The following is a 24,537-nucleotide window of genomic DNA, read 5'->3' as shown; positions in this document are numbered from 1 at the left end:
AAGTTACACTGGTCAGTGTAGTTTTATTCCGCGAAAAGTAAACTGTCCGGTGTAAAATGGCCCGATGTCGACTGCATCGATTCCCCTGGCTGCGCCGCTGCGGCTGACCGACCGCAAGCGCCACGCCATCGTCGAGGCGGCCATTGCCCAGTTCCGCCAGCATGGCTTCGAGGCCACCAGCATGGACCGCGTGGCGGCCACCGCGGGCGTGTCCAAGCGTACCGTCTACAACCATTTTCCCAGCAAGGACGCGCTGTTCGGCGAGATCCTGCGCGGGCTGTGGCAACGCAGCGCCGATGCGGTGAATCTGGTCTACCGGCCCGACCAGCCGCTGCGCGCGCAGCTGATCCAGCTGCTGCAGCAGAAGCTGCACCTGTTCGACGACCCGGCATTTATCGACCTGTCGCGTGTCGCCATCGCCGAAGGCATCCATTCGCCCGAGCGCGCGCGCGCGCTGATCGCGCAGTTGGGCAGCAAGGAGGAAGGCACCACCACCTGGGTGCGCGCCGCACTGGCCGACGGCCGGCTGGCGGGCGTGGAGCCGGACGTCGGTGCGCAGCAACTGCAGGCATTGATCAAGGGTTTCGCGTTCTGGCCGCAGATCGCCATGGGCCAGCCGCCGTTGTCGCCGCAGCAACGCACCCAGGTGGCCGAATCGGCGGTGGCGATGTTCCTGGGTCGGTACGGGCGCGAGTGATGGCACGCCATGCGCATGCCAGGTGCATGTCTGCCGCAGCACTGCAGCTGCAACCGAGACGTTCTGCACCGCGCTGCCTGCGCAACCCATGCCGTTGCAGCCTGCGCGTGCTGGGTGCTCAGTCCTTCGACCACACCGCCAGCGCATAGCCATGCGGATCGGTGAAATGAAAACGTCGCCCGCCGGGAAACGCGAAGACCGGTTGCGTGATCTGCCCGCCCGCCGCTTCGATGCGTGCCTGGCTATGGGCGAGGTCGTCGGAGGCCAGCACCACCAGCGCACCACCGGGCTGGGCGGGGCCGTGGAAGAAGCCGCCGGTCAGGCGGCCGTCGCGGAATTCGCAGTAATCCGGGCCGTAATCCTGAAACGTCCAGTCGAAGGCTTGCCCGTAAAACGCCTTGGCGATGGCGATCGAGTCAACGGCGAATTCGAGGTAATCGATGCGGTGCTGCGGCGCGTTGTCGATCATGGCGTGGCGTCCTGCGGAAGTGGAGGCACAGCATGCAATCGGCGCGCGCGCCTGGCTTGGCGAAAACGGCCAACTCAGCGTGCGTGGCGCTGTACCAACACGCGCGGGCTCAGGCCGGTGAGCTGGCGCGCATCGCGTACCAGATGCGGCGCATCGCCGTAACCGGCATGCAGCGCGGCGTCGGTCAGGCTGCGGTGCTGGCCGGCGATACGCAAGAAGCGCTGCAGACGCAGCACCCGCTCCAGTGTCTTGCTGCCATAGCCGAAGGCATCCTGGCAGCGGCGGCGCAGCGAGCGTTCGCTCAGACCCATCACCTGGGTCAAGTCGCTCAGCCGCGCAGGGTTGCCGGCGGTCAATCGATCGAACAGCCACGCCATCTGCCGGTCTTGCGATGTGCCGTGCTGTCGGCAGAGCGCCTGCAAGGTGTGCAGCGGGTCGGCGCCGTCTTCCAGGCGGTATTGCCAGGTGCGGCCTCGCACGCCCCACAGCGATTCCAGTGCGACCCGTTGGCCGGCGATGGCGTGCAGCGGGAGCTTCAACAGGCCGGCCGCCGCACCCGCCGCCAGGCGCACCCCGGCCAGCGCGCTGCCCGGTGCCAGCGCTGCCATGGCGGCCGTGCGATCGGGCCCGGCAACCAGGAGCAGCGTGCCATCCCAGATCAGATCCACGCTGCCATCGGGCAATACCAGCACGGGGTCCATCGTGGCCGTGCCCTGGCGAAAGCGCCAACTGCACTGCAGCTGCGTGCGTAATGCCGGCGGTGCCGGGCTTTCGGCATAACAGGACTCGGAAAGGTCGGACATCAGTGCGTTGTGCCAAGAAGTGGATGCGGTGCTGCTCGGCGACCGCAGCGGTGAGGGTGCGTGGCGCCGACTGATGCCTTGGACATCGCAGGCCGATGCAGACGCGTCCATCGAGGCCGCACGCAGATGACCTGTGCTGCCTCGTCAATGCGGCGACCGACCCGCACCCAGCCCGCTGGCAGTGACGGCCGGCCGGCCGCGTTGGAACCAGGCCACCATCGGCGAGGCCATCACCGTGGTCACCAGCGTCATGCCGAACAACAGGGTGAACAGATCCGGCCCGATCACACCGCTGTCCAGGCCGATCTTGATCACCACCAGTTCCATCAGGCCACGTGCGTTCATCAGCGAACCCACGCTCAGGCTATCGCGCCAATCGTGCCCGCTCAGGCGCGCGCCCAGGGTGCAGCCGACCAGCTTGCCGGTCACCGCCACGCCGACCACCAGCGCAAAGCCGGCGGCGCCTGCGCCGACGAACACGCCCGGGCTGGTGGCCTGGCCGGCGACCGCAAACAGCACCGGCATCAGCAAGGTGATCGCCAGGGGTTCGATGCGCCCGGCCAGGTGTACCAGCAGGCGGTCATCGCGCGGCACGCAGATGCCGAACAGGAATGCGCCGAAGATCGCATGCAGGCCGATCCATTCGGCCACCGCGGCGCAGGCCAGCACACCGATCAGCACCCACACCAACGCAGTCGACGGATAGTCTCCATCGCTTGCGCGCGGCGTGAGCACACGTGCATACACCGGCTTCAACACGCCGAACACCACCGCAATCAACACCACTGCACCGGTCGCAGTGAACGCAACACCGCCATGGGTGTTGCCGCCGGTCAGGGTGAGCACGATCGCCAGGAACATCCACACCGTGGCATCGTCGATCACCGCCGCGCCCAGGGCCAGCCGGCCGGCAGGCGTGCGGGTCATGTTGCGGTCCTTGAGGATGCGCGCCAGTACCGGAAACGCGGTCACCGACATCGCCGCGGCAATGAACAAGGCGAATGGCCAGAAGCCGATGCCCTGCGGTGCAAAGCGCGTAAACAACCAGGGCGCGGCAACCAGCCCCAGCAGCAACGGCAGCACGATACCGGACAGCCCCACCAGCACCGACGAGCGCACCTGCGCGGCGGTGCCCTCCGGCGCGCGCAACTCCACGCCGACGATGAACATGAAAAGCACCACGCCGATGTTGGCCAGGCCCGACAGCGGCGGCAAGCTGCTGGAGGCGAACAACACGCCATGCAACTCCGGCAGCCACGCGCCGAATGCGATCGGCCCCAGCAGCAGGCCGGCGGCCATCTCGCCGATCACCGGCGGCTGCCCGAAGCGTTGCAACAGCGCGCCGCACGCACGCGCCGCGCCCAGGATCACCGCCAACTGCACCAGCAACACCATTGTCGGATTCATTGCGTCAGCCCTTCGCGTTGGTTGAGTCGGCTCGCCCCGCAGTACGGGACGGCTGCGCATCTGGCCAATGGTTCCCCGGACTGACCAGCTGTTGATGACATGCAGTACCCACAACATCGGCTGAGAGCGGCTATCAAAACGACGGCGCCGCCGTCAGGCGGGCGCGGCCGGTGTTCGGAATCGACTCGTACACTCCGGCTCTGAGCGCGCCTTCTGCCCCTACCTGACGACCGCTCGCCGCGTTTTGTTGCCCGTTGTTAGTCTATGACACCAACCGCCGTGCAGTCGCATCGAGCCGAGATGATGCGGCGCCGATCGTCGGGGCGACCCCGTGTCGCTTGCACGGCTTGATCGAGCGACGCCTTCGGATGGCGACCCGCACGCCGCGCACGGCATCGCCGATGGAGAACGCATGGCGATCTCATGCGCAGTGCCCGGCGAGCACGCTCGGGGGCTACTGGGACTCACGCGCACAAGCAGGCAGGAGGCTCACCGCTCCGAATCGCCACTTTCGTCATACCCGCGCGGGGTAAACAGATCCGGCTGGATCAGCTCGATAAATGCGCGTGCCTGCGGCGAGAGATATTTGCCCTTGCGCACCACCACGCCATAACTGCGGGTGGGGAAGTAATCCTTCAACGAGCGGGTGGCAAGTTTGTCGCGATCGGCCTCGGTAACGCAGATCGCGGTGACGATGGAGATGCCCATGTCCATCGCCACGTATTGCTTGATCACTTCCCAGCCGCCCACTTCCAACGCCACGGTGTAGGGCACGCGTGCCTGCTGGAAGATCAGATCGACCAGCCGATAGGTGACCTGCCGGCGCGGCGGCAGGATCAGCGGATACGGCGACAGATCCTGCAACGTGACCGTGGACTTGCTGGCCAACGGATGATCGGGCGGGGTGATCAGCAGCTGTTCGAAGCGATACACCGGCGCGTAGTTGAGGTCGGCCGGCACGTCCAGCATCGAGCCGATCGCCAGGTCCACTGCGTCTTCGCGCAGCAGGTCGGTGCCGTCGGCGCTGATGGCGTTGTGCAGGGTCAGGCGCACATCCGGGTGACGCGCGCGGAAGTTCGCCACGATGCGCGGCAGCAGGTACAGGATGGTGGAACTGTTGGCGGCGATATTGAGCTCGCCCGCATCCAGCCCGCGCACCTTCTCGCGGAAGCTCGTCTCCAGCCCGTCCAGGCTCTCCACCAGCGGCAGCGCCATGTCGTAGAGCAGCTGGCCCTCGCGGCTGGGCGCCATGCGTCGCCCCGACCGCTCGAACAGGACCACGCCCAGGTCGCGTTCCAGCGCCTGCAGCTGCAGGGTCACTGCCGGCTGGCTCACATACAGCGCCTCAGCCGCCCGTGAGACAGAACCCAAACGCACCGTCTGACAGAACGCGCGCAGCGGTTTGAGTCGATCGGATTTGTAGGAAAATCGAGGGGTTGGCGCCATCTCAGTGCGTTCCGGCATGCAATATAAGCCTGGCTTATTTACAGCATTGATAAAACTGCTTTGTCAAATATTCGCGTTCGGCGCACGGTGCAAGTCCGGATTCAGAAGGACTCCCCGACATGTCTTCTACCGCTTTTGCCCCACGTCCTACCGAACGCGCCACTCCCGGTCTGTCGCTGACCATGCAGGTCGCAGGTCAGGTGGAACTCCTTCCTGCCGCCGCGCTGGCCTTGCTGGTGTCGCTACATCGCGCGATCGAGCCCGGTCGCCAGCAGCGTCTGGCACAGCGGCGCACGCGCCAGGCCGACTACGATGCCGGTCAGTTGCCGGACTTCCGCCCAGACACCCGCGCCATCCGCGATGGCGAGTGGCGCGTCGCCGCGCTGCCGTCGGCGCTGCAGGACCGCCGGGTGGAGATCACCGGCCCCACCGATCCGAAGATGGTCATCAACGCGCTGAACTCCGGCGCCAAGGTGTTCATGGCCGACTTCGAGGATTCCACCGCGCCGACCTGGCGCAATCTGCTGGCCGGGCAGCGCACGTTGGCCGCTGCGGTGCGAGGCGATCTCAGCTTCGATGCGCCCAACGGCAAGCACTACGCGTTGCGCCCGGAGGCCGAACGGGCGGTGTTGATCGTGCGCCCGCGCGGCTGGCATCTGGATGAGAAGCACGTGCTCATCGATGGCCAGCCGCTGGCCGGCGGACTGTTCGACGCGGCGGTGTTCGCCTTCCATAACGGCCGCGCCCTGCTGGCCAAGGACCGTGGCCCGTATCTGTATCTGCCCAAGTTGCAGAGCATGGAAGAAGCCGCGCTGTGGGAAACCGCGCTGGCGCATATCGAAGCGATGCTCGGTCTGCCGCATGGGCAGATCAAGGTGACCGTGCTGATCGAAACGCTGCCGGCGGTGTTCGAGATGGACGAGATCCTGCATGCGCTGCGCGAGCGCATCGTCGGGCTCAATTGCGGGCGTTGGGACTACATCTTTTCGTATCTGAAAACCTTCCGCGCGCATCGCGACCGCGTGTTGCCCGAACGCGGCCAGGTCACCATGAGCCAGCCCTTCCTCAAGGCGTATTCGGAACTGCTGATCAAGACCTGCCATCGCCGCGGCGCGCATGCGATGGGCGGCATGGCCGCGCAGATTCCGATCAATCACGACGAGGCCGCCAACGAGCAGGCGATGGCACGCGTGCGTGCCGACAAGCTGCGCGAAGTCAGCGCCGGGCACGATGGCACCTGGGTGGCGCATCCGGCCCTGATCCCGGTGGCGATGAGGATCTTCGACGAACACATGCCCACTGCGCATCAGCAGCATGTCTTGCGCAACGACGTGCAGGTGACGCGCGACATGCTGATCGCGCCTTCGCCGGGCACCGTCACCCGCGCCGGGTTTGAGGGCAATGTCGAAGTCTGCGTGCGTTATCTGGCCGCCTGGCTGGACGGCAATGGATGCGTGCCCATCCACAACCTGATGGAAGACGCCGCCACTGCCGAGATCAGCCGCGCGCAGCTGTGGCAGTGGTTGCATCACGGCCAGCACCTGGACGACGGCACTGCGATCGATCAGCCCCTGTTGCAGGCCACGTTGCGTGCGCTGCCGGCACGCCTGGGTGCGACCGATGCACTGCCGGGCGCCGCGCGCATCGACGACGCCATTGCACTGCTGGACACACTCAGCCGTGCCGATGTGCTGGCCGACTTCCTCACCGTGCCGGCGTATCGCCTGATCGATTGAGCCAACGCTGCCGCGACACGCCAGCGCACGCGCGCTGTCGCTGCAATCCATCAACGTCATGCACCACACCGCCCGTTGCGCCCACGCGCGCAACGACGGCCTTGCCATGCCCGGCGCGCCTCTGATGCGCCATTCCTTCCTCGTTGCATCCGTCGTATCCCTGCCAGGAGAACGCACCATGAGCAGCACACTGCAGACCGCCGAACAGATCCAGCAAGACTGGGCCAGCAATCCGCGCTGGGCCGGCATCACCCGCAACTACACCGCCGCCGACGTGGTGCGCTTGCGCGGCACCGTGCATGTCGAGCATTCGCTGGCGCGGCTGGGCGCGGACAAGTTGTGGAACGCGTTGCACGCCACGCCGTTCGTCAATGCGCTGGGCGCGTTGACCGGCAACCAGGCGATGCAGCAGGTCAAGGCCGGTTTGAAGGCGATCTACCTGTCCGGCTGGCAGGTCGCCGCCGATGCGAACCTGGCCGGGCAGATGTATCCGGACCAATCGCTGTATCCGGCCGACTCGGTGCCGGCGGTGGTCAAGCGCATCAACAACACCTTGTTGCGCGCCGATCAACTGCATCACGCCGAAGGCAACGACGACATCGACTTCCTGCAGCCGATCGTGGCCGATGCCGAGGCCGGGTTCGGCGGCGTGCTCAACGCCTTCGAGTTGATGAAGGCGATGATCGAAGCCGGCGCCGCCGGCGTGCACTTCGAAGATCAGCTGGCATCGGTGAAGAAATGCGGCCACATGGGCGGCAAGGTGCTGGTGCCCACCCGCGAGGCGATCGAAAAGTTGAATGCCGCGCGTCTGGCTGCCGATGTGCTGGGCGTGCCCACGCTGCTGATCGCACGCACCGACGCCGAGGCGGCCGATCTGATCACCAGCGATGTGGATGCCAACGACCAGCCGTTCACCACCGGGCAGCGCACCGTCGAAGGCTTCTTCAAGACCCGCAACGGGCTGGATCAGGCGATCAGCCGCGGGCTGGCCTACGCCCCATATGCGGATCTGATCTGGTGCGAGACCGGCAAGCCGGATCTGGAATTTGCGCGTGCCTTCGCGCAAGCCATCCATGCGAAATTCCCGGGCAAATTGCTGGCCTACAACTGCTCGCCGAGCTTCAACTGGAAGAAGAACCTGGACGACGCCACCATCGCCAGATTCCAGACCGAGTTGGCGAGCTATGGCTATAAATTCCAGTTCATCACCCTGGCCGGCTTCCACGCTCTGAACTACGGCATGTTCAACCTGGCGCATGGCTACGCACGCCGCCAGATGAGTGCCTTCGTCGAGTTGCAGCAGGCAGAGTTCGCGGCGGCCGAGATGGGCTTTACCGCGGTCAAGCATCAACGCGAGGTGGGCACCGGCTATTTCGACGCGGTGACACAGGCCATCCAGCAGGGCCAGTCGTCCACCACCGCGCTGCGAGGCTCGACCGAGGAAGAGCAGTTTCACGGCGAAAAGGCGGCGTAACGCTGCGTCGCGAACGCTCGTCAGCTGGCTGCGGGATGGATCGGAGCATGTGGTTTTGCCCGCCGGCAAGTCTGCGCCAGCACCGTAGAACAGCGCCGGCCTCGCGCGCGGCGCCATGCGCTACTGCAGGAAGGGAGCAAGGGGCTTGGGCAACCGAGCCCTCACTTTTTTGCAAATACCCGTCATTTCGTCTCAAGTTAAATGAGATAGAGTGTGACCTGGTGCTGAACAAAACGCTCCTGTACGATGCTAGGGCAGGCCGGCGCTGCAGGTCGGTCTAAGGGAATTTGGATGACGTGCCATAACACTGCCGGCGCAGTGGAGCCGACGGGGAGCGTTGCAAAGACGCTGTCGGACGGGCTGCATGCGCTGATGACTGCCGAAGAGCTGGCGTTTTTCGCCCGCTTTGGCCGTGCTCGCGAATTGGCTGCCGGCCAGGCGCTGTTCGAGCGCGGGGCGGTGGGCACGCAGATGTTCATCGTGGTCAGTGGCCAGGTCGATCTGGATTTCGGCGAAGACCTGATGCTCAAGCACCTGGGCCCGGGCGAATTCTTCGGCGAACTTGGCCTGCTGATCGGCGACCATGCGCGCAGTGCCGGCGCCAGTGCATCCGCCGACACCCGTCTGATCGAACTGGCGCATGAAGACTTCCAGCGCCTGGTCGACCACAATCCGTCGATGGTGGCGCATTTTCTGCGCCGCTCCATCGTGCGCGTGGTCAACAACGAGCAGTTGCTGATCCGCCAGTTGCGCCGGCGCAATCACGACCTGGAAGCGGCGCTGGACAACCTCTACGTCACCTCGCACCAGCTCAACCACACCGAAGAACTCAGCCGCACCGACGAGCTCACCGGCCTGCACAACCGTCGCGGCCTCGCCCTGCATCTGCAGGAATGCCGACGCGCCGGCCGCGTGCCCGGGGTGGGCCTGATCCTGATCGACTGCGACCGCTTCAAGCGCATCAACGACGAATTCGGTCATCTGGCTGGCGACCGCGTGTTGCAGAACGTCGCCCATGCACTGCGTTCGGTCATCGCCGACGGCGACCTCGCCTGCCGGCTCGGCGGCGACGAATTCTGCGTGCTGGTCGCACTGGGCACCCAGGAGCTGCTGCATCACATCGGCGAATGCATCGTACGCGCGGTGGAGGCGCGCCTGGGCAATGGCCAGGGCGAGCAGGGCTGCTCGGTCAGCGTGGGTCTGTGCATGATCGACGCCGACGCGGCATGGAACGATTGGTACACGCTGGCCGACAGCGCGCTGTACGAGGCAAAGCGACAGGGCGGCAACGTGCTGTGCATGCATGAAACGCTGGTGTCGGGCGTCACACAGCCATCCGGCAACCCAACCACGTCGGACAATCGCTGAGCAATGAGCGCTCGCGCCCACGCACGCAAGGATGCGTCGTCGGATGCGATCCAGGCGCCGCGCTTGCGTACCTTGCTGCTGACCGACCTGTGCGATTCGACCGCGCTGGTCGAACGCATTGGTGACAACGCCGCCGCCGCGCTGTTTCGCGAGCACGATCGGCTGGTCGTCAAACTGCAGCAGCAGTGGCGTGGCCGCCTGATCGACCGCTCGGATGGATTGCTGCTGCTGTTCGATCGCCCCATCGACGGTCTGGGCTTTGCACTGGATTACGCACGCGGCCTCAAGGCGATGGGCAATGCCCGCGCGCTGACGCTGTGCGCGCGCCAGGGGCTGCACGTCGGCGAAGTACTGACCTGGCGCAACAGCGACGAAGCGGTCAGCATCGGCGCCAAACCGCTGGAAGTCGAAGGCCTGGCCAAGCCCACCGCCGCACGCCTGATGTCGATGGCACGGCCCGGGCAGATCCTGTTGTCGGCGGTGGCCGAGTCGTTGACCCATCGCGCGGCACGCGAACTGGGCGACCGCGGCGATCGCATCCTGTGGAAATCCCACGGCCGCTGGCGCTTCAAGGGCGTGCCCACGCCGATGGAGATCTATGAGGTTGGCGAAGTCGGCCTGACGCCGTTGCGCACGCCGAAGAATTCGGCAAAGGCCTGGCGCGATGTTCCGCTGTGGCGACGGCCTGCGGCATTAGTCGCAGAGTTAGGAGTGGTCCTCGGAATCGGTGTTGCTGTCTGGCTGTTTGCACGCCCGCAGCCGGCGCTTGCGTTCGCCGAGCGGGATTGGGTGGTTGTGGGAACGGTACGCAACCTTACCGACGACGTCATGCTGGAAAGTTCTCTGGATCAGGCTTTTCGGATCAGTCTGGAACAGTCGCGCTACGTCAATGTGCTCAGTGAGGACAGAACGCTCAAGCTGCTGGCGCTGATGCGTAAGGATCCTTACAAGGAGCCTTTGGATCGCAAGAACGCCTCAGACGTTGCACTTCGGAGTGGCGCACGTGCGGTGTTGCTTCCTTCGGTCGGCTACGTCGGTGGACGAACGCGTTTTGTTGTGGAAGTCGTTGACCCGAAGACACAGCAGACAGTAGCAGTAAGCACTGCTTTCGGTTCCAATCCTTCGATTCTTGCTGCAGTTGACAAGGTTACCGGCGAATTAAGAAACCAGCTCGGCGAAAACCGCGAGAGCATCCGCAACAATAGTCCCGCTTTGCCAGATGTAACGACCTCCAGTCTGGATGCCCTGCGCGCCTACGCACTTGGGCAGAAACGTTATGCGGAGGGAAAATATGCCGCTGCATTGGATTTCTTCCAGAAAGCAGTGGAGATAGATCCTCACTTCGCATTGGCTTGGCTGGGACAAGTGCGTGCTCATTTTGCCAATGTCGATTACAGAAAGGCGACCGAGACACTGAACGTCGCTGAAAGATTCAAATCCAGGCTTCCGCCGCGTGAGGCGCTTTACGTCAAGAGTTGGGGTGTACAGATTCTTGACCCGGCGCAGGCAGCCGATTCCTGGGTTCAGATGGCAGAGCTGTATCCAGACTACGCGCCTGCTCAAGCCAATGCAGCGATGGATCTGTTTGTTGCAAACCGGTTTACTGAGGCATTGCCTCATGCGCGTATGTCGACGCAAAGCAAGTACGATCTCTCCAGCATATCGCTCGATATGCATGGGCGCATCCTGCTTGCTCTGGGGCAATACGATCAAGCCGATCACGCAGTGGCACAAGCAGTGAACGCGGGCTGGAATGGCGCGTTGCTCCGCCAGGCGGCCGTAGCCGCCGCCAAGCGCGATTTCTCCAGTGCACGCAGTGCGCTTGCAAAAGTGGAGGCAACCAATTTCCATGCCGGCATCACCCGAGCGACTGTCGCTCTGGACGAGGGTGATCTGCGTGGTGCAGTTGCGCACGCCCAAGCCGGCGTGGACGCGGGCCTGAACAAGCAAGGGACGGACCGCATCAATTACTACGTTCCCCTGGCGACTGCATTGTTGGCGTCGGGGCAGCGCCTTAAAGCTGCGGAGGTAGCCAAGGAAGGTGCACAGCTAGCGCTGCACGACATAAGCAAGGACGTACCAATCGATACCATCGACAATCTGTCTACTGCTCTGGCCGCAGCGTTGGTGATGGTGCGAGCGGGAGAAACATCGAGTGCGGCGAAGGTTCGGGAACAGGTCAGAGCAGCGCCGCTAGCCTATGCCAACCGCCTGATCGTCGAACTGGGCGCGGTAGTGGACGCCGAAATTCTGATGGCAAATCGGAGGCCGGACGATGCGTTCCGCTCGCTTATGCCCTATCTGGATTCGGCATCCCGTTTCCAGACGCGGGCCACCGCAATGCGCGCGGCACGATCAGCGCGGCGCAACGAAGACGCACGCATCCAGAACGACTGGATGCGGCAGCGCCGGGGCCTGGCCTACGCGGAAATCGAATGCGGGTACTGCTTGCAGTCACTCAATGTAGTGGATCTGAAAGCTGCAGAGGCTTCCTGGATTGCGGAGGCCCAGGGCTGACCCATGTTGCCCATGCCGCACATCCGTCGAATTATTTGAGAGTTCTATCGCCGCCGTAGCCAGCATCCAGTTGAGGAACGATATGTGAGGTTCCTGCCGTAAGCATGGTGTTGATTTGCTCACGGGCGCTCGCGATCACATCCTTGTCGGCAAGCTGGATGCTGCTCGCGCAATCGCGCACAAAGGCCTCAAGGTCGTCCTCAGGTGCGGCGATGTGCCCGACCAGCTGTAACGCCGTCACCGTGTCTGAGACGAATAGCGTGCGGAAGGCGTCGTCCGTGGACAGCAGGTCGATCAACTTGCTTGCAACTGCAGGATCAAGCTTCAGCGTCGGCATCTTTGAATTCTTCAAGTGGGTGAAGTATCACATAGCGGCTTTAGCGTTGTTGGCTTGAGGGCTATCGTGCAACGGACTCAAGTTTGGGCGGGCAGGAGACGCTATAGCTACCGCAGGGACACCTGCGTAAGGTGCATTTCATTTCGCTGGAGAAGCCGATGCGGGTCAGACGTTGTGCAGTCGTCATGCTGGAGCCGCGGGAAACCGTGTTCTATACGCTGGAGAGTCTTCTGCAGGGAGGCAATGGGCTGCAACATGTGATGGAGTGGTTCGCGCTCGCGCCCCATCTCGATACGCCAGTGGCAGTGACGGAAGATCAGCGCCGGTTACTGGGTGAACTCAGCCCCTCGCATTGGACGGACCGATCGCATTTCGACCACGAAACACTGGAGGGGTTGATCGACGAAGGCCTGGTGCTGGAGGAGCGAGCACAGGACGCGTTCTTTGCCCGAAACGATGAACGTCTCAGAGCATCGCATTGGCATCCGCTTGCAGCGGTGCTGCATGCGTTCACGCGTTGGGATGGTGTGGATGCGGTCAAGAACACACGGGACTCTGGAACCGAAACGGCTGTGGCAATGCGTCGTGTGCTCGGCCCCGCACCTCCGGAGGCCCAGCGGACCGTTGATAACGACGCATTGATCGGCTTGCCATCGACGCCCCGAAACAACTTCGACGATTTGCTGGGCCGCCGGGTCACATGCCGTAATTTTGACCGGCGCAAAGCGGTTTCCCTTCAGATGTTTTCCCACATGCTGCAGCGGGTTTTTGCCGCACAGGCTAAGGTAAAGGTCGGCGACGATCTGGTCTTCTTGAAGAAAAACGTCCCATCTGGCGGCGGCTTGCATCCGATTGAGGCTTACATTCTGGTCAGGTGTGTGGAGGGGTTGGCGGCAGGCGTTTATCACTATCGTGCAGATGTTCATGCACTCGAGCTTGTCGCAGGGGTTGAATGCTCCGACGATTTCGTTATGCAGGCTGTCGGGCAACAGCACTGGTTTGCAGATGCGCATGTCCTGATCGCGCTGGTTCCGCGTTTCGATAGAACCTTCTGGAAGTACCGGCAACACGCCAAAGGGTATCGTGTGGTCGCATTGGAGGCCGGTCACCTCTCGCAGACGCTTTACCTTGCGGCTACAGATCTGGGCTTGGGTGCATTCATCACCGGCGCCGTCAACGAAAAACATCTTGAACGTGCTTTAGGGTTGGACCCGATATCGCAAGGTGTTTTGGCTGTCTGTGGCTTCGGTTGGCGCGCTCAGACCATGGTCACTACAGAACTGGATCCAGCTGGTGCGATCTGGGCTGGGGTAAGCGATTCCAATCAACTCGATCAGCAATAGCTCTGTGTGTAGGAGACTCACGCTGTTGGATGAGCCATCTCACGTTGATTGGATGGCCTTCAGGTCAAGGACCGGCAACAGGCCGCTGGCCCGACATCACGTGCAGGTGCCAATGCGCCAGGCGCCGCTACGCAGACGCGGACACAAATTCCACCAGCGCGGCACCCTCGGCGACCAGCTCGCCTTCGGCCACCAGGTACGCCGCTACGGTGCCGTCGCTGGGTGCATGCAAGGTGTGCTCCATCTTCATCGCTTCGAGCACCACCAGGGCCTGCCCGCGAGTGACGGACTGCCCCACCGGGACGACCAGCGACACGATGCGGCCCGGCATCGGTGCGGTCAGGCCACCAGTGTCGTGCGCCGGCTGATCGGCTTCGAGCAGCGCATCATGGTGGCGGAATGTCGCGCGCTGCGTGGCATCGCGCAATGTCAGGGTATCGCCATCGCGCAGGACCTGCATGCGCCATTGCCGGCCATCCATTTCCACGCGCAGTGCATCGTCCTGCAGGTGGTAGCGCAGTGTGCGTGTGTCGCCCGCAGCCGTGACCTGCCAGCCATCGGCAAGCGGACGCACGCCAAACTGGCGGCGTTCGCCTGCGGCCTCCAGCGTCAGGGTGTGCGCCGCATGCGCGCCGATGCGCCACCCATCGGTGTGCTGCCATGGTGAAAACGGATCGGCTGGATCGGCGGCCGCCTTCGGCAATGTTGCGGCGATCAACGCCGCCGCCAGGCACCACCAGGCGTTGGCCGGACTGACTGCCTCGGCAAACAACACGGCCTGCTCGCGTTCGATCAGCGCGGTATCCAGATCGGCAGACGCAAACGACACCGTGCCGATCAGGCGCGCAAGGAACGCGCTGTTGGTGGTGACGCCCACCGCATGGAATTGCGCCAGCGCCTCGCGCATGCGTGCCAGTACGGCAGGGCGATCCACATCCCATACGATCAGCTTGGCGATCATGGGGTCGTAGTAGGGGCTGATGCAGTCGCCCTGCTCCACGCCGGCATCGATCCGCACATGCGCGCCGGGTGCGGGAAACTGCAGCTGCCGCAACGTGCCGGTCGACGGCAGAAAGCCGCGTTCGGCATCTTCGGCGTACAGGCGCGCTTCCAGCGCGTGGCCATGGATGCGCAGGTCCTGCTGACGCAGCGGCAACGGCTCGCCCGCGGCGACATGCAATTGCCACTCGACCAGATCGGTGCCGGTGATCAACTCGGTCACCGGGTGCTCGACCTGCAGGCGGGTGTTCATTTCCATGAAATAGAAATCACCATCCGGGCCGGCGATGAATTCCACCGTGCCGGCGCCGACATAACCCACGGCGCGCGCGGCATCCACGGCGGCCTTGCCCATTGCGGCGCGGCGTTGTTCGCTCATGCCGGGAGCAGGTGCTTCCTCCAGCACTTTCTGATGCCGGCGTTGCACCGAACAATCGCGCTCGAACAGATGGACGACCTCGCCCCGGGTATCGCCAAATACCTGAATCTCGATATGGCGCGGGCGCTCGACGTACTTTTCCACCAGCACCTGCGCATTGCCGAAGGCCGACTGCGCCTCGCGCTGGCAGCTGGCCAATGCCTCTTCGAATGCCGCGCTGGCATCCACCCGGCGCATGCCCTTGCCGCCGCCGCCGGCGCTGGCCTTGATCAGCACCGGATAGCCGATCGCATCGGCCTGCGCGCGCAGGAAGGCCGGCGCCTGTTCGTCGCCGTGGTAGCCCGGTGTCAGTGGCACGCCGGCGCGCTGCATCAGCGCCTTGGCTGCACTCTTGTCGCCCATCGCGCGGATGGCTGCCGCCGGTGGGCCGATGAACACGATGCCGGCCTGCGCGCAGGCATCGGCAAACGCGGCGTTTTCGGACAGGAAGCCATAGCCGGGATGGATCGCCTGCGCCCCGCTTGCGCGTGCCGCTTCCAGGATCGCATCGCCACGCAGATAACTCTGTTGCGCCGGTGCGGCGCCGATATGGATCGCTTCATCGGCCAGCCGCACATGCCGCGCGCCGCGGTCGGCATCGGAATACACCGCTACGGTCGCGATGCCGAGCTTGCGACAGGTGGCGATGACGCGACAGGCGATCTCGCCGCGATTGGCGATCAGGATCTTGTCGAAATAGGGCGGCCTTGCTGTGGTGGTGAGTTCGCGCTGGGTCATGACCAAGTTCTCTGTACGCCGCCATGGTGGCGGGCACTGCGATGAAGATACGGATGCATGGATTGCGCGGTACACGGTGCGATGGCAGCTGACACCACTGTGCCCTGATGCGATTCGCTGCTCGAAGCAGGCAACGCGAGCGTCCTCATGCAATGCTCCAGACAACACGCAACAGCCTGCTTGCAGATGCATGTGCACTGCAAGACAGTGAGGCGCAGCACGTGCAAACGGGCATCACCACCTCACATCCGGAACACGCCAAAGCGCGTCGTCTCGATCGGCGCATTCAATGCGGCCGACAGTCCCAGCCCCAGCGCGCGGCGGGTATCGGCCGGGTCGATGATGCCGTCGTCCCACAAGCGTGCACTGGCGTAATACGGATGCCCCTGCTGCTCGAACTGCGCACGGATCGGTGCCTTGAACGCATCTTCCTCTTCGCCCGACCAGGCGCCACCCTTGGCTTCGATGCCGTCGCGGCGCACGGTGGCCAATACGCTGGCGGCCTGCTCGCCGCCCATCACGCCGATGCGCGCATTCGGCCACATCCACAGGAAGTTCGGCGAATACGCGCGGCCGCACATGCCGTAATTGCCGGCACCGAACGAACCGCCGATCACCACGGTGAACTTGGGCACCTTGGCACAGGCCACCGCCATCACCAGCTTGGCGCCGTCCTTGGCGATGCCGCCATGTTCGTACTTGCGCCCGACCATGAAGCCGGTGATGTTCTGCAGGAATACCAGCGGAACGCCGCGCTGCGTGCACAGCTCGATGAAGTGCGCGCCCTTGAGCGCGGACTCGGAGAACAGGATGCCGTTGTTGGCGATGATGCCCACCGGGTAGCCATGCAGATGCGCAAAGCCGGTGACCAGGGTGCTGCCGTAGCGCGGCTTGAATTCGTCCAGCTGCGAGTCGTCGACGATGCGGGCGATCACCTCGCGCACATCGAAGGGCTTGCGCGTATCGGCGGGAATCACGCCATACAGTTCGTCGGCGGCGTAGCGTGGCGGCAGCGGTGCCTGCAGTGCCAGCGATGCAGCCGGCTTGCGCCAGTTGAGCTGCGCGATGATGGCGCGCACGCGTGCCAGGGCCTGCAGATCGTTGTCGGCAACGTGGTCGGCCACGCCGGAGATGCGCGTATGCACATCCGCACCGCCGAGTTCTTCGGCACTGACCTCTTCGCCGGTGGCCGCCTTGACCAGTGGTGGGCCGCCGAGAAAGATCGTGCCCTGTTCGCGCACGATCACCGTTTCATCGCTCATCGCCGGCACGTAGGCACCACCAGCGGTGCACGAGCCCATCACGCAGGCGATCTGCGGGATGCCGTTGGCCGAGAGGTTGGCCTGGTTGTAGAAGATGCGCCCGAAGTGGTCGCGGTCTGGAAACACTTCATCCTGCAGCGGCAGGAACGCGCCGCCTGAATCGACCAGGTAGATGCACGGCAAGCGGTTCTGCTGCGCGATTTCCTGCGCGCGCAGATGCTTCTTCACCGTCATCGGGTAATAGGTGCCGCCCTTGACGGTGGCATCGTTGGCCACGATCACGCATTCCACCCCGGACACGCGCCCGATGCCGGCCACCACACCGGCGCAGGGCACCTGATCGTCGTACATGCCATGCGCCGCCAATGGCGCGACCTCCAGCAGGGCGCTGCCCGGATCCAGCAAGGCATCGATACGCTCGCGTACCAGCAACTTGCCGCGTGCGGTGTGCTTGGCACGCGCGGCGGCGCTGCCACCCAGCGCGGTCTGCGCCAGCGTGCGGCGCAAATCCTCCACCACGGTGCGCATCGCTGCGGCGTTATGTTGGAAGCTCTCGCCGCTGATCTGCAGCTGGCTGGTGATCACGCTCATGGTGGCTCCGTCAGGCGGTGCGTTCGAACAGCTCGCGGCCGATCAGCATGCGTCGGATCTCCGAGGTGCCCGCGCCGATCTCGTACAGCTTGGCATCGCGCCACAGGCGCCCGGTGGGGTAGTCGTTGATGTAGCCGTTGCCGCCCAGCACCTGGATCGCCTGACCGGTGAGCCAGGTCGCTTTTTCGGCGGCGTAGAGAATCGCGCCGGCCGCATCCTGGCGCGTGGTCAGCCCGGCATCGCAGGCGCGCGCCACCGCATACACATACGCGCGGCAGGCGTTGAGCCCGACGTACATGTCGGCCAGCTTGGCCTGCATCAACTGGAAGGTGCCGATCGGCTCGCCGAACTGCTTGCGCTCGTGCACGTACGGCAGCACCACATCCATCGCCGCGGCCATCAAGCCCAACGGGCCACCGGCCAGCACCACACGTTCGAAATCCAGCCCGGACATCAGCACGCGCACGCCACCGTTGAGCGTGCCCAGCACGTTCTCGGCCGGCACGTCGCAATCGGTGAACACCAGCTCGCAGGTGTTGGAGCCGCGCATGCCCAGCTTGTCGAGCTTCTGCGCGGTGGAGAACCCCTTCATGCCCTTTTCGACGATGAAGGCGGTGATGCCGCGTGCGCCGGCATCCGGGTCGGTCTTGGCGTACACCACCAGCACATCGGCATCGGGGCCGTTGGTGATCCACATCTTGCTGCCGTTGAGCACGTAGCGGTCGCCGCGCGCCTCGGCGCGCAGCTTCATCGACACCACATCCGAGCCGGCGCCGGCCTCGCTCATCGCCAGCGCGCCGACATGCTCGCCGGTGCACAGCCTGGGCAGGTAGCGCTGTTTCTGTTCCGGCGTGGCGTTCTTGCGCAGCTGGTTGAGGCATAGATTGGAATGCGCGCCGTACGACAGGCCGATGGCCCCGCCGGCCCGCGAGATCTCTTCCATCGCCACCACATGTGCCAGGTAGCCCATGCCGCTGCCGCCGTACTCTTCTTCCACGGTCAACCCGAGCAGGCCTTGCTCACCGAACAGGCGCCACAATTGGGCGGGGAAGACATTGTCCTGATCGGCCGCGGCCGCGAGCGGGGCAATATGGTGGCTGGCGAAGGCCGCCACGCTTTCGCGCAGCAGATCGATGTCTTCGCCAAGCGCAAAATTCAGGGACGGCACGTGCATGGAGCGACTCCGCAGGGATCGGGATGTGCCGGGTGGGAGCGGGCAGGCCGCACGGCGTTTGTAAGCAGCCTAGCGGTCCGCAATGAAAAAGTGAACTAAAATTCAACTATTGAACCCAGAATCACACCATGGCTTATCGACGCTCCGCCCTGATGGAAGAACGCCTGGCCGGCAATCGCGAACGCATCCTGCATGCGGCCCGCGCCCTGATTGCCGAAGGCGGCTATCGCAATGCCCCGGTGACCGCCGTCGCCGCTGCCGCCGGTGTGTCCACCGGGCAGATTTACCGACACTTCCCGTCCAAGGCAGAGCTCTTCGTGGAAGTTCTCAACGCGGCAATACAGCGCGAGATGACCATCCTGCGCGCCATCGCCACTACCCAGGCCAGCTCTGCCGAGCGCCTGCGCAATGCGATCGCGACCTTCGTGCGGCGCGCGCTGGCCGGCCCCGCGTTGGCGTACGCCTTCATCGCCGAGCCGGTGGAAAGCGAAGTGGATGCCGAGCGCATCCGTGGCCGACGCTTGTTCGGCGAAGTGTTCCGCCAGCTGCTTGCCGAAGGCGTGGCGGCCGGCGAGTTCCCGCAGCAGTCGCTGGACGCGGCGGCGGCCTGCATCGTCGGCGCCTTCACCGAGGCGCTGGTGGGGCCGATCGCCCCCAGTCGTGGCGACCCGCAGCAGGGCGAGCAACTGGTCGAGGCGATCTGCGGGTTCTGCCTGCGCGCGGTGGGAGCACACCAGCCGACGGACTGACAGTGCGCTGACTGAGCGCCTAACTGGGCTGTATGAATGCTTCTGACTGTGCATATACTGTGCACTCGTCCTGCTGGAGTCGTGCGATGGTCGCCGTTCTCAATCCCCTGGCCCTGACCGAACGCCTGCGCGTGCCTGATCGCACCATCCTGTCGCCCACGGCCATGGCCGGCCTGCTGGATCTGTCGCAGCAGGAGCTGGCCGAGCTGGCCGGCGTGCATCGCAACAGCCTGCGCGTGCATCCGGAAAGCCCGCGCGTGCAGGACTTGCTACGCAACCTGTCGCGCCTGCTGGTGGCGATGACGCAGGTCCAGCCGGACGAACGCCAGGTGGTGTTCCACCTCAAGAACACCCCGATCCCCGCGTTCGAATTCGCCACCTTGCTGGAAGTGGTCAAACAGGGCCGTACCGACGATGCGCTGACCTATCTGCGCACCGTGGCCTCGGGGGCCGCCGGTTGAAGCTGAGCGCCCCGGCGCGCTGCACGCTGTATCGCGCCTTCACTCCGCGCTGGGCCGCCGAACCGCTCAGCGGCGCCGGTGCGGCGCGCTCGGGCGGGCGCTTCAATCGTTTCGGGCAGCCGGCGCTGTATCTGTCGCTGCAGCTGGAAACCGCTGCTGCCGAATACGCGCAGGCCGCGCTGTTCCTGCCGCCATTGACCCTGGTCAGTTACGCCGCCGACCTGCCGGCGTTGGCCGATCTGCGCCTGCTCGATGCCAGCTGGGATCCGCTCTGGGCCGATTGGACCGAGGACTGGCGCAAGGCCCTGGTCAACAAGATCGAACCGGTGAGCTGGGTGCTCGGCGACATGCTGCGCGAGGCGGAGATCCCCGGTGTGATCTTTCCCAGCATGGCGTTGCCGCAGGGCATCAACGTGGTGCTGTTTGTGGACATGCTGCAGCCCGAACACGTGCTGCACGTGCTCGACGATGGCCGCCTGCCGCGCGACGGGCGCAGCTGGGGCGATCCGCCGATTGAGGCGTAACGACGTCCTTCAACCCACCAACAGCTGCAGCGCACCCGCCAGCACCGGGGCGGCCACAGCCGTCGGCAGAATCAATCCACGCCGATACGGCAGCAGCCCCAGCGACAGCAGCGCGGCGGCGCCGGTCAATGTGCCCAGCCACAACACCGGACCGATGCCCCAGCCTTGCGCGCGTACCGCCAGGCCGAAGGTGAGCAGCAACAGCAGCCAACCCAGCACGCGCAGTTGCCGCGAACGCGCGGCACCCAGCGTGCGGCCACGTACGTCCTGCTGATGCTTGTCCATCGCCAGGCACAGCGCGGCGAATCCGGAAAAATTCAGCGCCAGCAACAGCCACACGCTCATGCGCTTTCCTGCATCGGCACACTGCCTTGCGCAGGCGCGGCGGCAGTGGCGCGCGCGCGTCGTGCCGACGCCGGTTGCGGTGCCTTCCAGCGTTGCAAGCGCCACCCCGCCATTCCCAGAGACACCCCAAGGAACAGGCAGACCAGATCGACCCCGGCCAGCGTCCATTGCCCGGCCGGCAAGGTCACGCCCAGATGCACATCGGTGGTGATCGCATTGACCACCGGCACCAACGCGAACAAGCCCGCACCCAGATACAGCTGCCAGCTCCACATCGCGCGCCGTGGCCACACGAATGCTGCCAGCAATGCAGTAGCCCATGCGGCGAAGAACAGATTGGCCTCCATTGCCGCGCGCGCCTCCAGGCTCACCGGCAACAAGCGGTTGGCCCAGAAGAAACTGGCAAAGGCGATCGGCAGGCCGGCGACCGTGCCGATGTTGAGCGCATCCACCAACCGCAGCCCGAAGCCGATGCGCCCGGCCTTCAGATGTTTGGGGCGTTCCTTCACTGCCCACATCACCACGCCGCTGGCCACCATCAGGCAACCGAGCAAGCCGGAACCGAAGAACAGCGCGCGCATCGATGGCCCGGCGAAGTGGGCGATATGCAGGCCCACCATCACCCCGCGCGTCTGGCTGGCACCGCCCGGCGACCCGCTGCGCTGCAGGCGCTGTCCGTTGATCGCATCGAACAGGATGGACGGCGCATCGGTGGAGAGATTGTCGGCCAACTGCGTGACCCCGACCGCCGCGTGCGCGTCGTTGGGAAGCGACACCGCCACGTTGCCAACCTCGCCGCCGCGCCAGTCGCTGCGCGCACGCGCCACCAATTGTTCCAGCGGCAGCATGCGCGCCGGCGTGCCAGAGGCGCTTCGCGTATCGGCCACCCGGTTGGCGGCCTCTTCGTAGAAACGCATTTCGTTGTCGGAGTACTGCGCCTTGATGCCCCACGGCAGGTACATGAACATCAAGGTCACGATGCCGGTGTAGGTGATCATCGCGTGGTACGGCAACGCGGTCACCGCGCTGACATTGTGGAAATCCAGCCACGAGCGCAGGCCCTTGCCCGGGCGAAAGGTGAAGAAGTCCTTGAAGATCTTCTTGTGCGTGATCACGCCGCTGATGATCGCCACCAGCATGAACATCGCGCAGAAACCGACGATATAGCGCGACCACATCACCGGCAGATAATGCAGATCGAAATGCAGCCGGTAGAAGAATTCGCCGCCCAGGGTGTCGCGTGCGGCGATCTCCTTGCCGGTGGCCGGGTCGATGATGGCGTTGCCGTACATCTGGCGGCGGCTGGCCGGCTTTCCGTCGGCTGGCGCAGGGTTTTGCCAGTACATGCTGACTACCGGATTGCGCGTGTCCGGCAAGGTGATGTTCCAGCTCTGCGCATCGGCTGCATGCGTCTGCAGATACTGCTCGGCACTGCGCAGCGCGGTTGAGTTGCTCACCGTGGTGGTGGGCAATTCCGGGCGCATCCAGCGGCTGATTTCGTCGCGGTAATAACTCGCCGTACCGCCCATGAAGATCAACAACAGCACCCAGCCGACCAGCAGCCCGGTCCAGGTGTGCAGCCACGCCATCGACTGGCGGAATCCCTGCTTCATGCCACGCCCCGTTGCAGCCATGCGGCCAGTGCGAACATCAGCGACGCCGGCACCGCGATGCCGGCCCAGGCGCGCCACACGCTGGCGGTGGCGAAGGCCCATAGCGGCGCGCAGGCGCACACCACGATGCCGACCAGCATGCTGGTCAGCACCGCCTCGCTGCGTGGCATGGGCAGGACCAGCGCCAGCAGCAGATTGGTGGCGCTGGCGAGTGCATAGCCGCCGAACATTGCCGCCAGCGTGCGCGCAAGCACGCCCAGCCAGGGACGCCTGAACCAGGGAAGCGGCAGGGACGGTACTGTAGACATCGGATCAGCCAGGCGTGTGGCCGACTTACTCGGCCAGGAAGGTCAACGTGCTGATGTGATGGATCATCGATACCTGCTTGCCGGCGATCTCACGCTTCACCGGCTCCTTGTTGGTGGCAACCAGGATGTACCGGCCGGCGCGCAGCTTGGGCAGGGTCACCTGGCCCTTGGCATCGGAGGTCAGCGTCTTCTGCCACTTCTGCGGGTCGATCACCGTCACCTCGACCTTGGGCAGTGGCTTGTTGCGATAGAGCACGGTCAGCGTGTTGCTGTCGGCGGCGGTGGGCACCAGCTCGAAATCGAGCTTGGCCGAGGGCGTGGCGCGCCCGGCGCGTGCGTAGTAGCTCACCGTCTCGAAGCCGCCAGCCTCGCCCTTCCACGGCTCGAACACGCTGTCGTCGCTCAGCCAGGCATCGCCGGTGCCGGACAACGGCGCGGTGAGGAATTCGCTGCCGCGCTGCAGGGCGCCAGCCTTGCCGGCGCTGCCGAACACGGTCGGCTTGACCACGCGCTTGATCTCGTCTTCGCCGTGATCCAGGGCTTCCTGCGCCGGCTCGCCGAAGTAGATGCGCACCGGGCCGCTGCCGTCGCGTTCGATCCAGATCTCGTGGGCCTGGGCAGACAGACTGATGCTGGCCAAGGCCAGGCAGGACAGCAGGAAGGACTTCATCGCGGCGACTCCTCGTCAGCGGGACCGGGCGAGGCGAGGACCGCATCACCGTGGATTGATGGGAATGATACGCAATTCCGTCCAGCCAGACCAACGTCTCATGCGGCATTGCGGCAATTCATCGGCGGGTACAGACGGTGCATGCGCGCAAGACCCATAGCGCGCCAGGGCGCAGCGCACACCGCTGCAATCACTGTCATGCACAGTGGCCAGACGGGCGCAAACTGTGCTCTATACTCCGGCGCTAGCAGAGGTCTTCGACCAACAGCCAGGGGTGAGCGCGTGCGGAATTACGACCTCGAGTTCCTGAAGAAATTCTCGATGGTGATCGGCCTATTGGTGGTGATCACCCTGGGCCTGATTGCCCTGGCAGCCTATTTGCAACGCGCCATTCCCGACGAAGTCTCGCCCACCGCGGCCAAGCGCGTGCAGCAACGCATCGCCCCGGCCGGCGCGGTCTATGCCGGCACCACCGGCGCGTCCGCACAGGCCGCAGCCCAGGCGGCAGCGCTGGCCAAGGCCGCCTCGCAGTCTGCCTATGGCGGCAGCACCGACGGCAAGACCATCTTCGACAACCTGTGCACCGCCTGCCACACCACCGGCGTGGGCAAGGCGCCGACGCTGGACCATGCGCATTGGGACGCGCGCATCGCCCAGGGCAAGGACACCTTGTACAAGCACGCGATCGAGGGCTATACCGGCCCGGACGGCGGCATCATGCCGCCCAAGGGCGGCAACCCGGCGTTGACCGAAGAGCAGGTGCGGGCCACGGTCGACTGGATGCTGGGCAACCTGAAGTAAGCGCCTGAAGCAGCAGCAAGCGCTCGCAACAAGCGGCTGATGCAAGCGGTCGGTGTGCGGCCAGGTGGCAGCGCCTGCCGTGCGCGGGCGTGTCGATCTGGTCAATCGCGAGGCTTGCGCGCGCTGGAGCACGCTTTGCTTTTGTAGGGCGGCAGGCATTGCGTGAGCGCTTGCACTCGCTGCACGACGTGCTTGCACGACGACGTCAGCCTCGGGCGGCCACGTCAGCGCCATCGCTTCGGGGAATGTACGCAGTTGCCGGCACCTGCGCACGGCCACGAGATCCA

22 protein-coding genes and 1 other RNA gene are annotated in these 24,537 nt (G+C 64.8%); 11 read left to right on the top strand and 12 right to left on the bottom strand.

Annotated elements, in window-relative coordinates:
• Nucleotides 1-64 precede the first annotated feature (64 nt).
• Entirely contained in the window at nt 65-697 is a 633-nt protein-coding gene (locus tag FHT08_RS12470) for a TetR/AcrR family transcriptional regulator (protein ID WP_104538913.1), read from the top strand.
• 118 nt (nt 698-815) lie between these two features.
• On the opposite strand, the gene FHT08_RS12465 is transcribed toward FHT08_RS12470, so the two are convergent.
• The 3 genes from FHT08_RS12465 to FHT08_RS12455 form a co-directional block, all read right to left on the bottom strand.
• Nucleotides 816-1,163: a VOC family protein gene (locus tag FHT08_RS12465; RefSeq protein ID WP_026064205.1), complete on the bottom strand. Its 348-nt coding sequence runs from the start codon at nt 1,161-1,163 to the stop codon at nt 816-818.
• Between the two features lie 77 nt (nt 1,164-1,240).
• Nucleotides 1,241-1,969: a helix-turn-helix domain-containing protein gene (locus FHT08_RS12460; protein ID WP_016902036.1), complete on the bottom strand. Its 729-nt coding sequence runs from the start codon at nt 1,967-1,969 to the stop codon at nt 1,241-1,243.
• A gap of 144 nt (nt 1,970-2,113) precedes the next feature.
• On the bottom strand, nt 2,114-3,376 hold the full coding sequence (locus tag FHT08_RS12455; protein ID WP_166775250.1) for a cation:proton antiporter: 1,263 nt from the start codon (nt 3,374-3,376) through the stop codon (nt 2,114-2,116).
• 179 nt (nt 3,377-3,555) lie between these two features.
• Between FHT08_RS12455 and FHT08_RS12450 the strand changes: the two genes are divergently transcribed.
• Nucleotides 3,556-3,629: non-coding RNA, sX9 sRNA (locus tag FHT08_RS12450), on the top strand.
• A gap of 236 nt (nt 3,630-3,865) precedes the next feature.
• On the opposite strand, the gene FHT08_RS12445 is transcribed toward FHT08_RS12450, so the two are convergent.
• A complete protein-coding gene (locus FHT08_RS12445; protein WP_026064207.1) occupies nt 3,866-4,822 on the bottom strand; it encodes a LysR family transcriptional regulator in 957 nt (318 codons plus the stop codon).
• Between the two features lie 119 nt (nt 4,823-4,941).
• Between FHT08_RS12445 and aceB the strand changes: the two genes are divergently transcribed.
• The 4 genes from aceB (at nt 4,942) to FHT08_RS12425 (ending at nt 11,917) form a co-directional block, all read left to right on the top strand.
• Nucleotides 4,942-6,558, top strand: a complete 1,617-nt coding sequence (gene aceB / locus FHT08_RS12440) for a malate synthase A (RefSeq protein ID WP_166775249.1) — start codon at nt 4,942-4,944, stop codon at nt 6,556-6,558.
• Nucleotides 6,559-6,736: 178 nt separating this feature from the next.
• The gene (gene aceA / locus FHT08_RS12435) at nt 6,737-8,032 is read left to right on the top strand and encodes an isocitrate lyase (protein WP_104606893.1); all 1,296 of its coding nucleotides are present in this window, start codon (nt 6,737-6,739) and stop codon (nt 8,030-8,032) included.
• 291 nt (nt 8,033-8,323) lie between these two features.
• The gene (locus FHT08_RS12430) at nt 8,324-9,400 is read left to right on the top strand and encodes a GGDEF domain-containing protein (protein ID WP_166775248.1); all 1,077 of its coding nucleotides are present in this window, start codon (nt 8,324-8,326) and stop codon (nt 9,398-9,400) included.
• Nucleotides 9,401-9,403: 3 nt separating this feature from the next.
• Nucleotides 9,404-11,917: a putative peptide modification system cyclase gene (locus tag FHT08_RS12425; protein WP_166775247.1), complete on the top strand. Its 2,514-nt coding sequence runs from the start codon at nt 9,404-9,406 to the stop codon at nt 11,915-11,917.
• 31 nt (nt 11,918-11,948) lie between these two features.
• Here FHT08_RS12425 and FHT08_RS12420 read toward each other — a convergent pair whose 3' ends face one another.
• Complete coding sequence (locus tag FHT08_RS12420) at nt 11,949-12,254, bottom strand: NHLP-related RiPP peptide (RefSeq protein WP_166775246.1); 306 nt, start codon at nt 12,252-12,254, stop codon at nt 11,949-11,951.
• 158 nt (nt 12,255-12,412) lie between these two features.
• Here FHT08_RS12420 and FHT08_RS12415 point away from each other — a divergent pair, with 158 nt between their 5' ends.
• Nucleotides 12,413-13,597, top strand: coding sequence for a putative peptide maturation dehydrogenase (locus FHT08_RS12415; RefSeq protein WP_166775245.1), 1,185 nt, complete (start codon nt 12,413-12,415; stop codon nt 13,595-13,597).
• Nucleotides 13,598-13,724: 127 nt separating this feature from the next.
• On the opposite strand, the gene FHT08_RS12410 is transcribed toward FHT08_RS12415, so the two are convergent.
• From FHT08_RS12410 to FHT08_RS12400, 3 genes are all read right to left on the bottom strand, one after another.
• Nucleotides 13,725-15,752 (bottom strand): acetyl/propionyl/methylcrotonyl-CoA carboxylase subunit alpha, encoded by a 2,028-nt coding sequence (locus FHT08_RS12410; protein ID WP_166775244.1) that lies wholly within the window; start codon nt 15,750-15,752, stop codon nt 13,725-13,727.
• A gap of 242 nt (nt 15,753-15,994) precedes the next feature.
• Nucleotides 15,995-17,605 (bottom strand): carboxyl transferase domain-containing protein, encoded by a 1,611-nt coding sequence (locus FHT08_RS12405; RefSeq protein ID WP_166775243.1) that lies wholly within the window; start codon nt 17,603-17,605, stop codon nt 15,995-15,997.
• Nucleotides 17,606-17,615: 10 nt separating this feature from the next.
• Nucleotides 17,616-18,779, bottom strand: a complete 1,164-nt coding sequence (locus tag FHT08_RS12400) for an isovaleryl-CoA dehydrogenase (RefSeq protein WP_104606900.1) — start codon at nt 18,777-18,779, stop codon at nt 17,616-17,618.
• A 128-nt stretch (nt 18,780-18,907) separates the two neighbouring features.
• Here FHT08_RS12400 and FHT08_RS12395 point away from each other — a divergent pair, with 128 nt between their 5' ends.
• The 3 genes from FHT08_RS12395 to FHT08_RS12385 all read left to right on the top strand — a co-directional run bounded on the left by FHT08_RS12395 (nt 18,908) and on the right by FHT08_RS12385 (nt 20,513).
• Nucleotides 18,908-19,528 carry a TetR/AcrR family transcriptional regulator gene (locus FHT08_RS12395; RefSeq protein ID WP_166775242.1) on the top strand — a complete coding sequence of 207 codons (621 nt, stop codon included), beginning with the start codon at nt 18,908-18,910 and terminating at the stop codon, nt 19,526-19,528.
• Between the two features lie 86 nt (nt 19,529-19,614).
• The gene (locus tag FHT08_RS12390) at nt 19,615-19,989 is read left to right on the top strand and encodes a hypothetical protein (RefSeq protein WP_047124547.1); all 375 of its coding nucleotides are present in this window, start codon (nt 19,615-19,617) and stop codon (nt 19,987-19,989) included.
• Complete coding sequence (locus FHT08_RS12385; protein ID WP_166775241.1) at nt 19,986-20,513, top strand: RES family NAD+ phosphorylase; 528 nt, start codon at nt 19,986-19,988, stop codon at nt 20,511-20,513. The genes FHT08_RS12390 and FHT08_RS12385 overlap by 4 nt, the downstream gene beginning before the upstream one ends.
• Before the next feature lie 9 nt (nt 20,514-20,522).
• Here FHT08_RS12385 and FHT08_RS12380 read toward each other — a convergent pair whose 3' ends face one another.
• From FHT08_RS12380 to FHT08_RS12365, 4 genes are read right to left on the bottom strand one after another with little or no spacing between them, the layout of a single operon-like run.
• Nucleotides 20,523-20,858, bottom strand: a complete 336-nt coding sequence (locus FHT08_RS12380; protein ID WP_047124549.1) for a DUF3325 domain-containing protein — start codon at nt 20,856-20,858, stop codon at nt 20,523-20,525.
• On the bottom strand, nt 20,855-22,471 hold the full coding sequence (locus FHT08_RS12375; protein ID WP_166775240.1) for a PepSY-associated TM helix domain-containing protein: 1,617 nt from the start codon (nt 22,469-22,471) through the stop codon (nt 20,855-20,857). The genes FHT08_RS12380 and FHT08_RS12375 overlap by 4 nt, the downstream gene beginning before the upstream one ends.
• Nucleotides 22,468-22,779, bottom strand: coding sequence for a DUF3649 domain-containing protein (locus tag FHT08_RS12370; protein WP_166775239.1), 312 nt, complete (start codon nt 22,777-22,779; stop codon nt 22,468-22,470). The genes FHT08_RS12375 and FHT08_RS12370 overlap by 4 nt, the downstream gene beginning before the upstream one ends.
• 25 nt (nt 22,780-22,804) lie before the next feature.
• Nucleotides 22,805-23,449 carry a DUF4198 domain-containing protein gene (locus FHT08_RS12365; RefSeq protein ID WP_166775238.1) on the bottom strand — a complete coding sequence of 215 codons (645 nt, stop codon included), beginning with the start codon at nt 23,447-23,449 and terminating at the stop codon, nt 22,805-22,807.
• 282 nt (nt 23,450-23,731) lie between these two features.
• On the opposite strand from FHT08_RS12365, the gene FHT08_RS12360 reads away from it, so the two are divergent.
• Nucleotides 23,732-24,250, top strand: coding sequence for a c-type cytochrome (locus FHT08_RS12360; RefSeq protein ID WP_104606904.1), 519 nt, complete (start codon nt 23,732-23,734; stop codon nt 24,248-24,250).
• The last annotated feature ends 287 nt before the right edge of the window (nt 24,251-24,537 follow it).

The sequence above is a fragment of the Xanthomonas sp. CFBP 8151 genome, from assembly GCF_011761885.1.
GTDB lineage: Bacteria > Pseudomonadota > Gammaproteobacteria > Xanthomonadales > Xanthomonadaceae > Xanthomonas > Xanthomonas arboricola_B.
This window is presented reverse-complemented; position numbering and strand designations above follow the sequence as displayed.

Excerpts from the sequence above, each read along its gene's own strand:
- FHT08_RS12470 (WP_104538913.1), top strand. The coding sequence starts at position 65 with ATGTCGACTGCATCGATTCCCCTGGCTGCGCCGCTGCGGCTGACCGAC.
- FHT08_RS12460 (WP_016902036.1), bottom strand. The coding sequence starts at position 1,969 with ATGTCCGACCTTTCCGAGTCCTGTTATGCCGAAAGCCCGGCACCGCCG.
- FHT08_RS12455 (WP_166775250.1), bottom strand. The coding sequence starts at position 3,376 with ATGAATCCGACAATGGTGTTGCTGGTGCAGTTGGCGGTGATCCTGGGC.
- FHT08_RS12445 (WP_026064207.1), bottom strand. The coding sequence starts at position 4,822 with ATGGCGCCAACCCCTCGATTTTCCTACAAATCCGATCGACTCAAACCG.
- aceB (WP_166775249.1), top strand. The coding sequence starts at position 4,942 with ATGTCTTCTACCGCTTTTGCCCCACGTCCTACCGAACGCGCCACTCCC.
- aceA (WP_104606893.1), top strand. The coding sequence starts at position 6,737 with ATGAGCAGCACACTGCAGACCGCCGAACAGATCCAGCAAGACTGGGCC.
- FHT08_RS12430 (WP_166775248.1), top strand. The coding sequence starts at position 8,324 with ATGACGTGCCATAACACTGCCGGCGCAGTGGAGCCGACGGGGAGCGTT.
- FHT08_RS12425 (WP_166775247.1), top strand. The coding sequence starts at position 9,404 with ATGAGCGCTCGCGCCCACGCACGCAAGGATGCGTCGTCGGATGCGATC.
- FHT08_RS12420 (WP_166775246.1), bottom strand. The coding sequence starts at position 12,254 with ATGCCGACGCTGAAGCTTGATCCTGCAGTTGCAAGCAAGTTGATCGAC.
- FHT08_RS12415 (WP_166775245.1), top strand. The coding sequence starts at position 12,413 with ATGCGGGTCAGACGTTGTGCAGTCGTCATGCTGGAGCCGCGGGAAACC.
- FHT08_RS12410 (WP_166775244.1), bottom strand. The coding sequence starts at position 15,752 with ATGACCCAGCGCGAACTCACCACCACAGCAAGGCCGCCCTATTTCGAC.
- FHT08_RS12405 (WP_166775243.1), bottom strand. The coding sequence starts at position 17,605 with ATGAGCGTGATCACCAGCCAGCTGCAGATCAGCGGCGAGAGCTTCCAA.
- FHT08_RS12400 (WP_104606900.1), bottom strand. The coding sequence starts at position 18,779 with ATGCACGTGCCGTCCCTGAATTTTGCGCTTGGCGAAGACATCGATCTG.
- FHT08_RS12395 (WP_166775242.1), top strand. The coding sequence starts at position 18,908 with ATGGCTTATCGACGCTCCGCCCTGATGGAAGAACGCCTGGCCGGCAAT.
- FHT08_RS12390 (WP_047124547.1), top strand. The coding sequence starts at position 19,615 with ATGGTCGCCGTTCTCAATCCCCTGGCCCTGACCGAACGCCTGCGCGTG.
- FHT08_RS12380 (WP_047124549.1), bottom strand. The coding sequence starts at position 20,858 with ATGAGCGTGTGGCTGTTGCTGGCGCTGAATTTTTCCGGATTCGCCGCG.
- FHT08_RS12375 (WP_166775240.1), bottom strand. The coding sequence starts at position 22,471 with ATGAAGCAGGGATTCCGCCAGTCGATGGCGTGGCTGCACACCTGGACC.
- FHT08_RS12370 (WP_166775239.1), bottom strand. The coding sequence starts at position 22,779 with ATGTCTACAGTACCGTCCCTGCCGCTTCCCTGGTTCAGGCGTCCCTGG.
- FHT08_RS12365 (WP_166775238.1), bottom strand. The coding sequence starts at position 23,449 with ATGAAGTCCTTCCTGCTGTCCTGCCTGGCCTTGGCCAGCATCAGTCTG.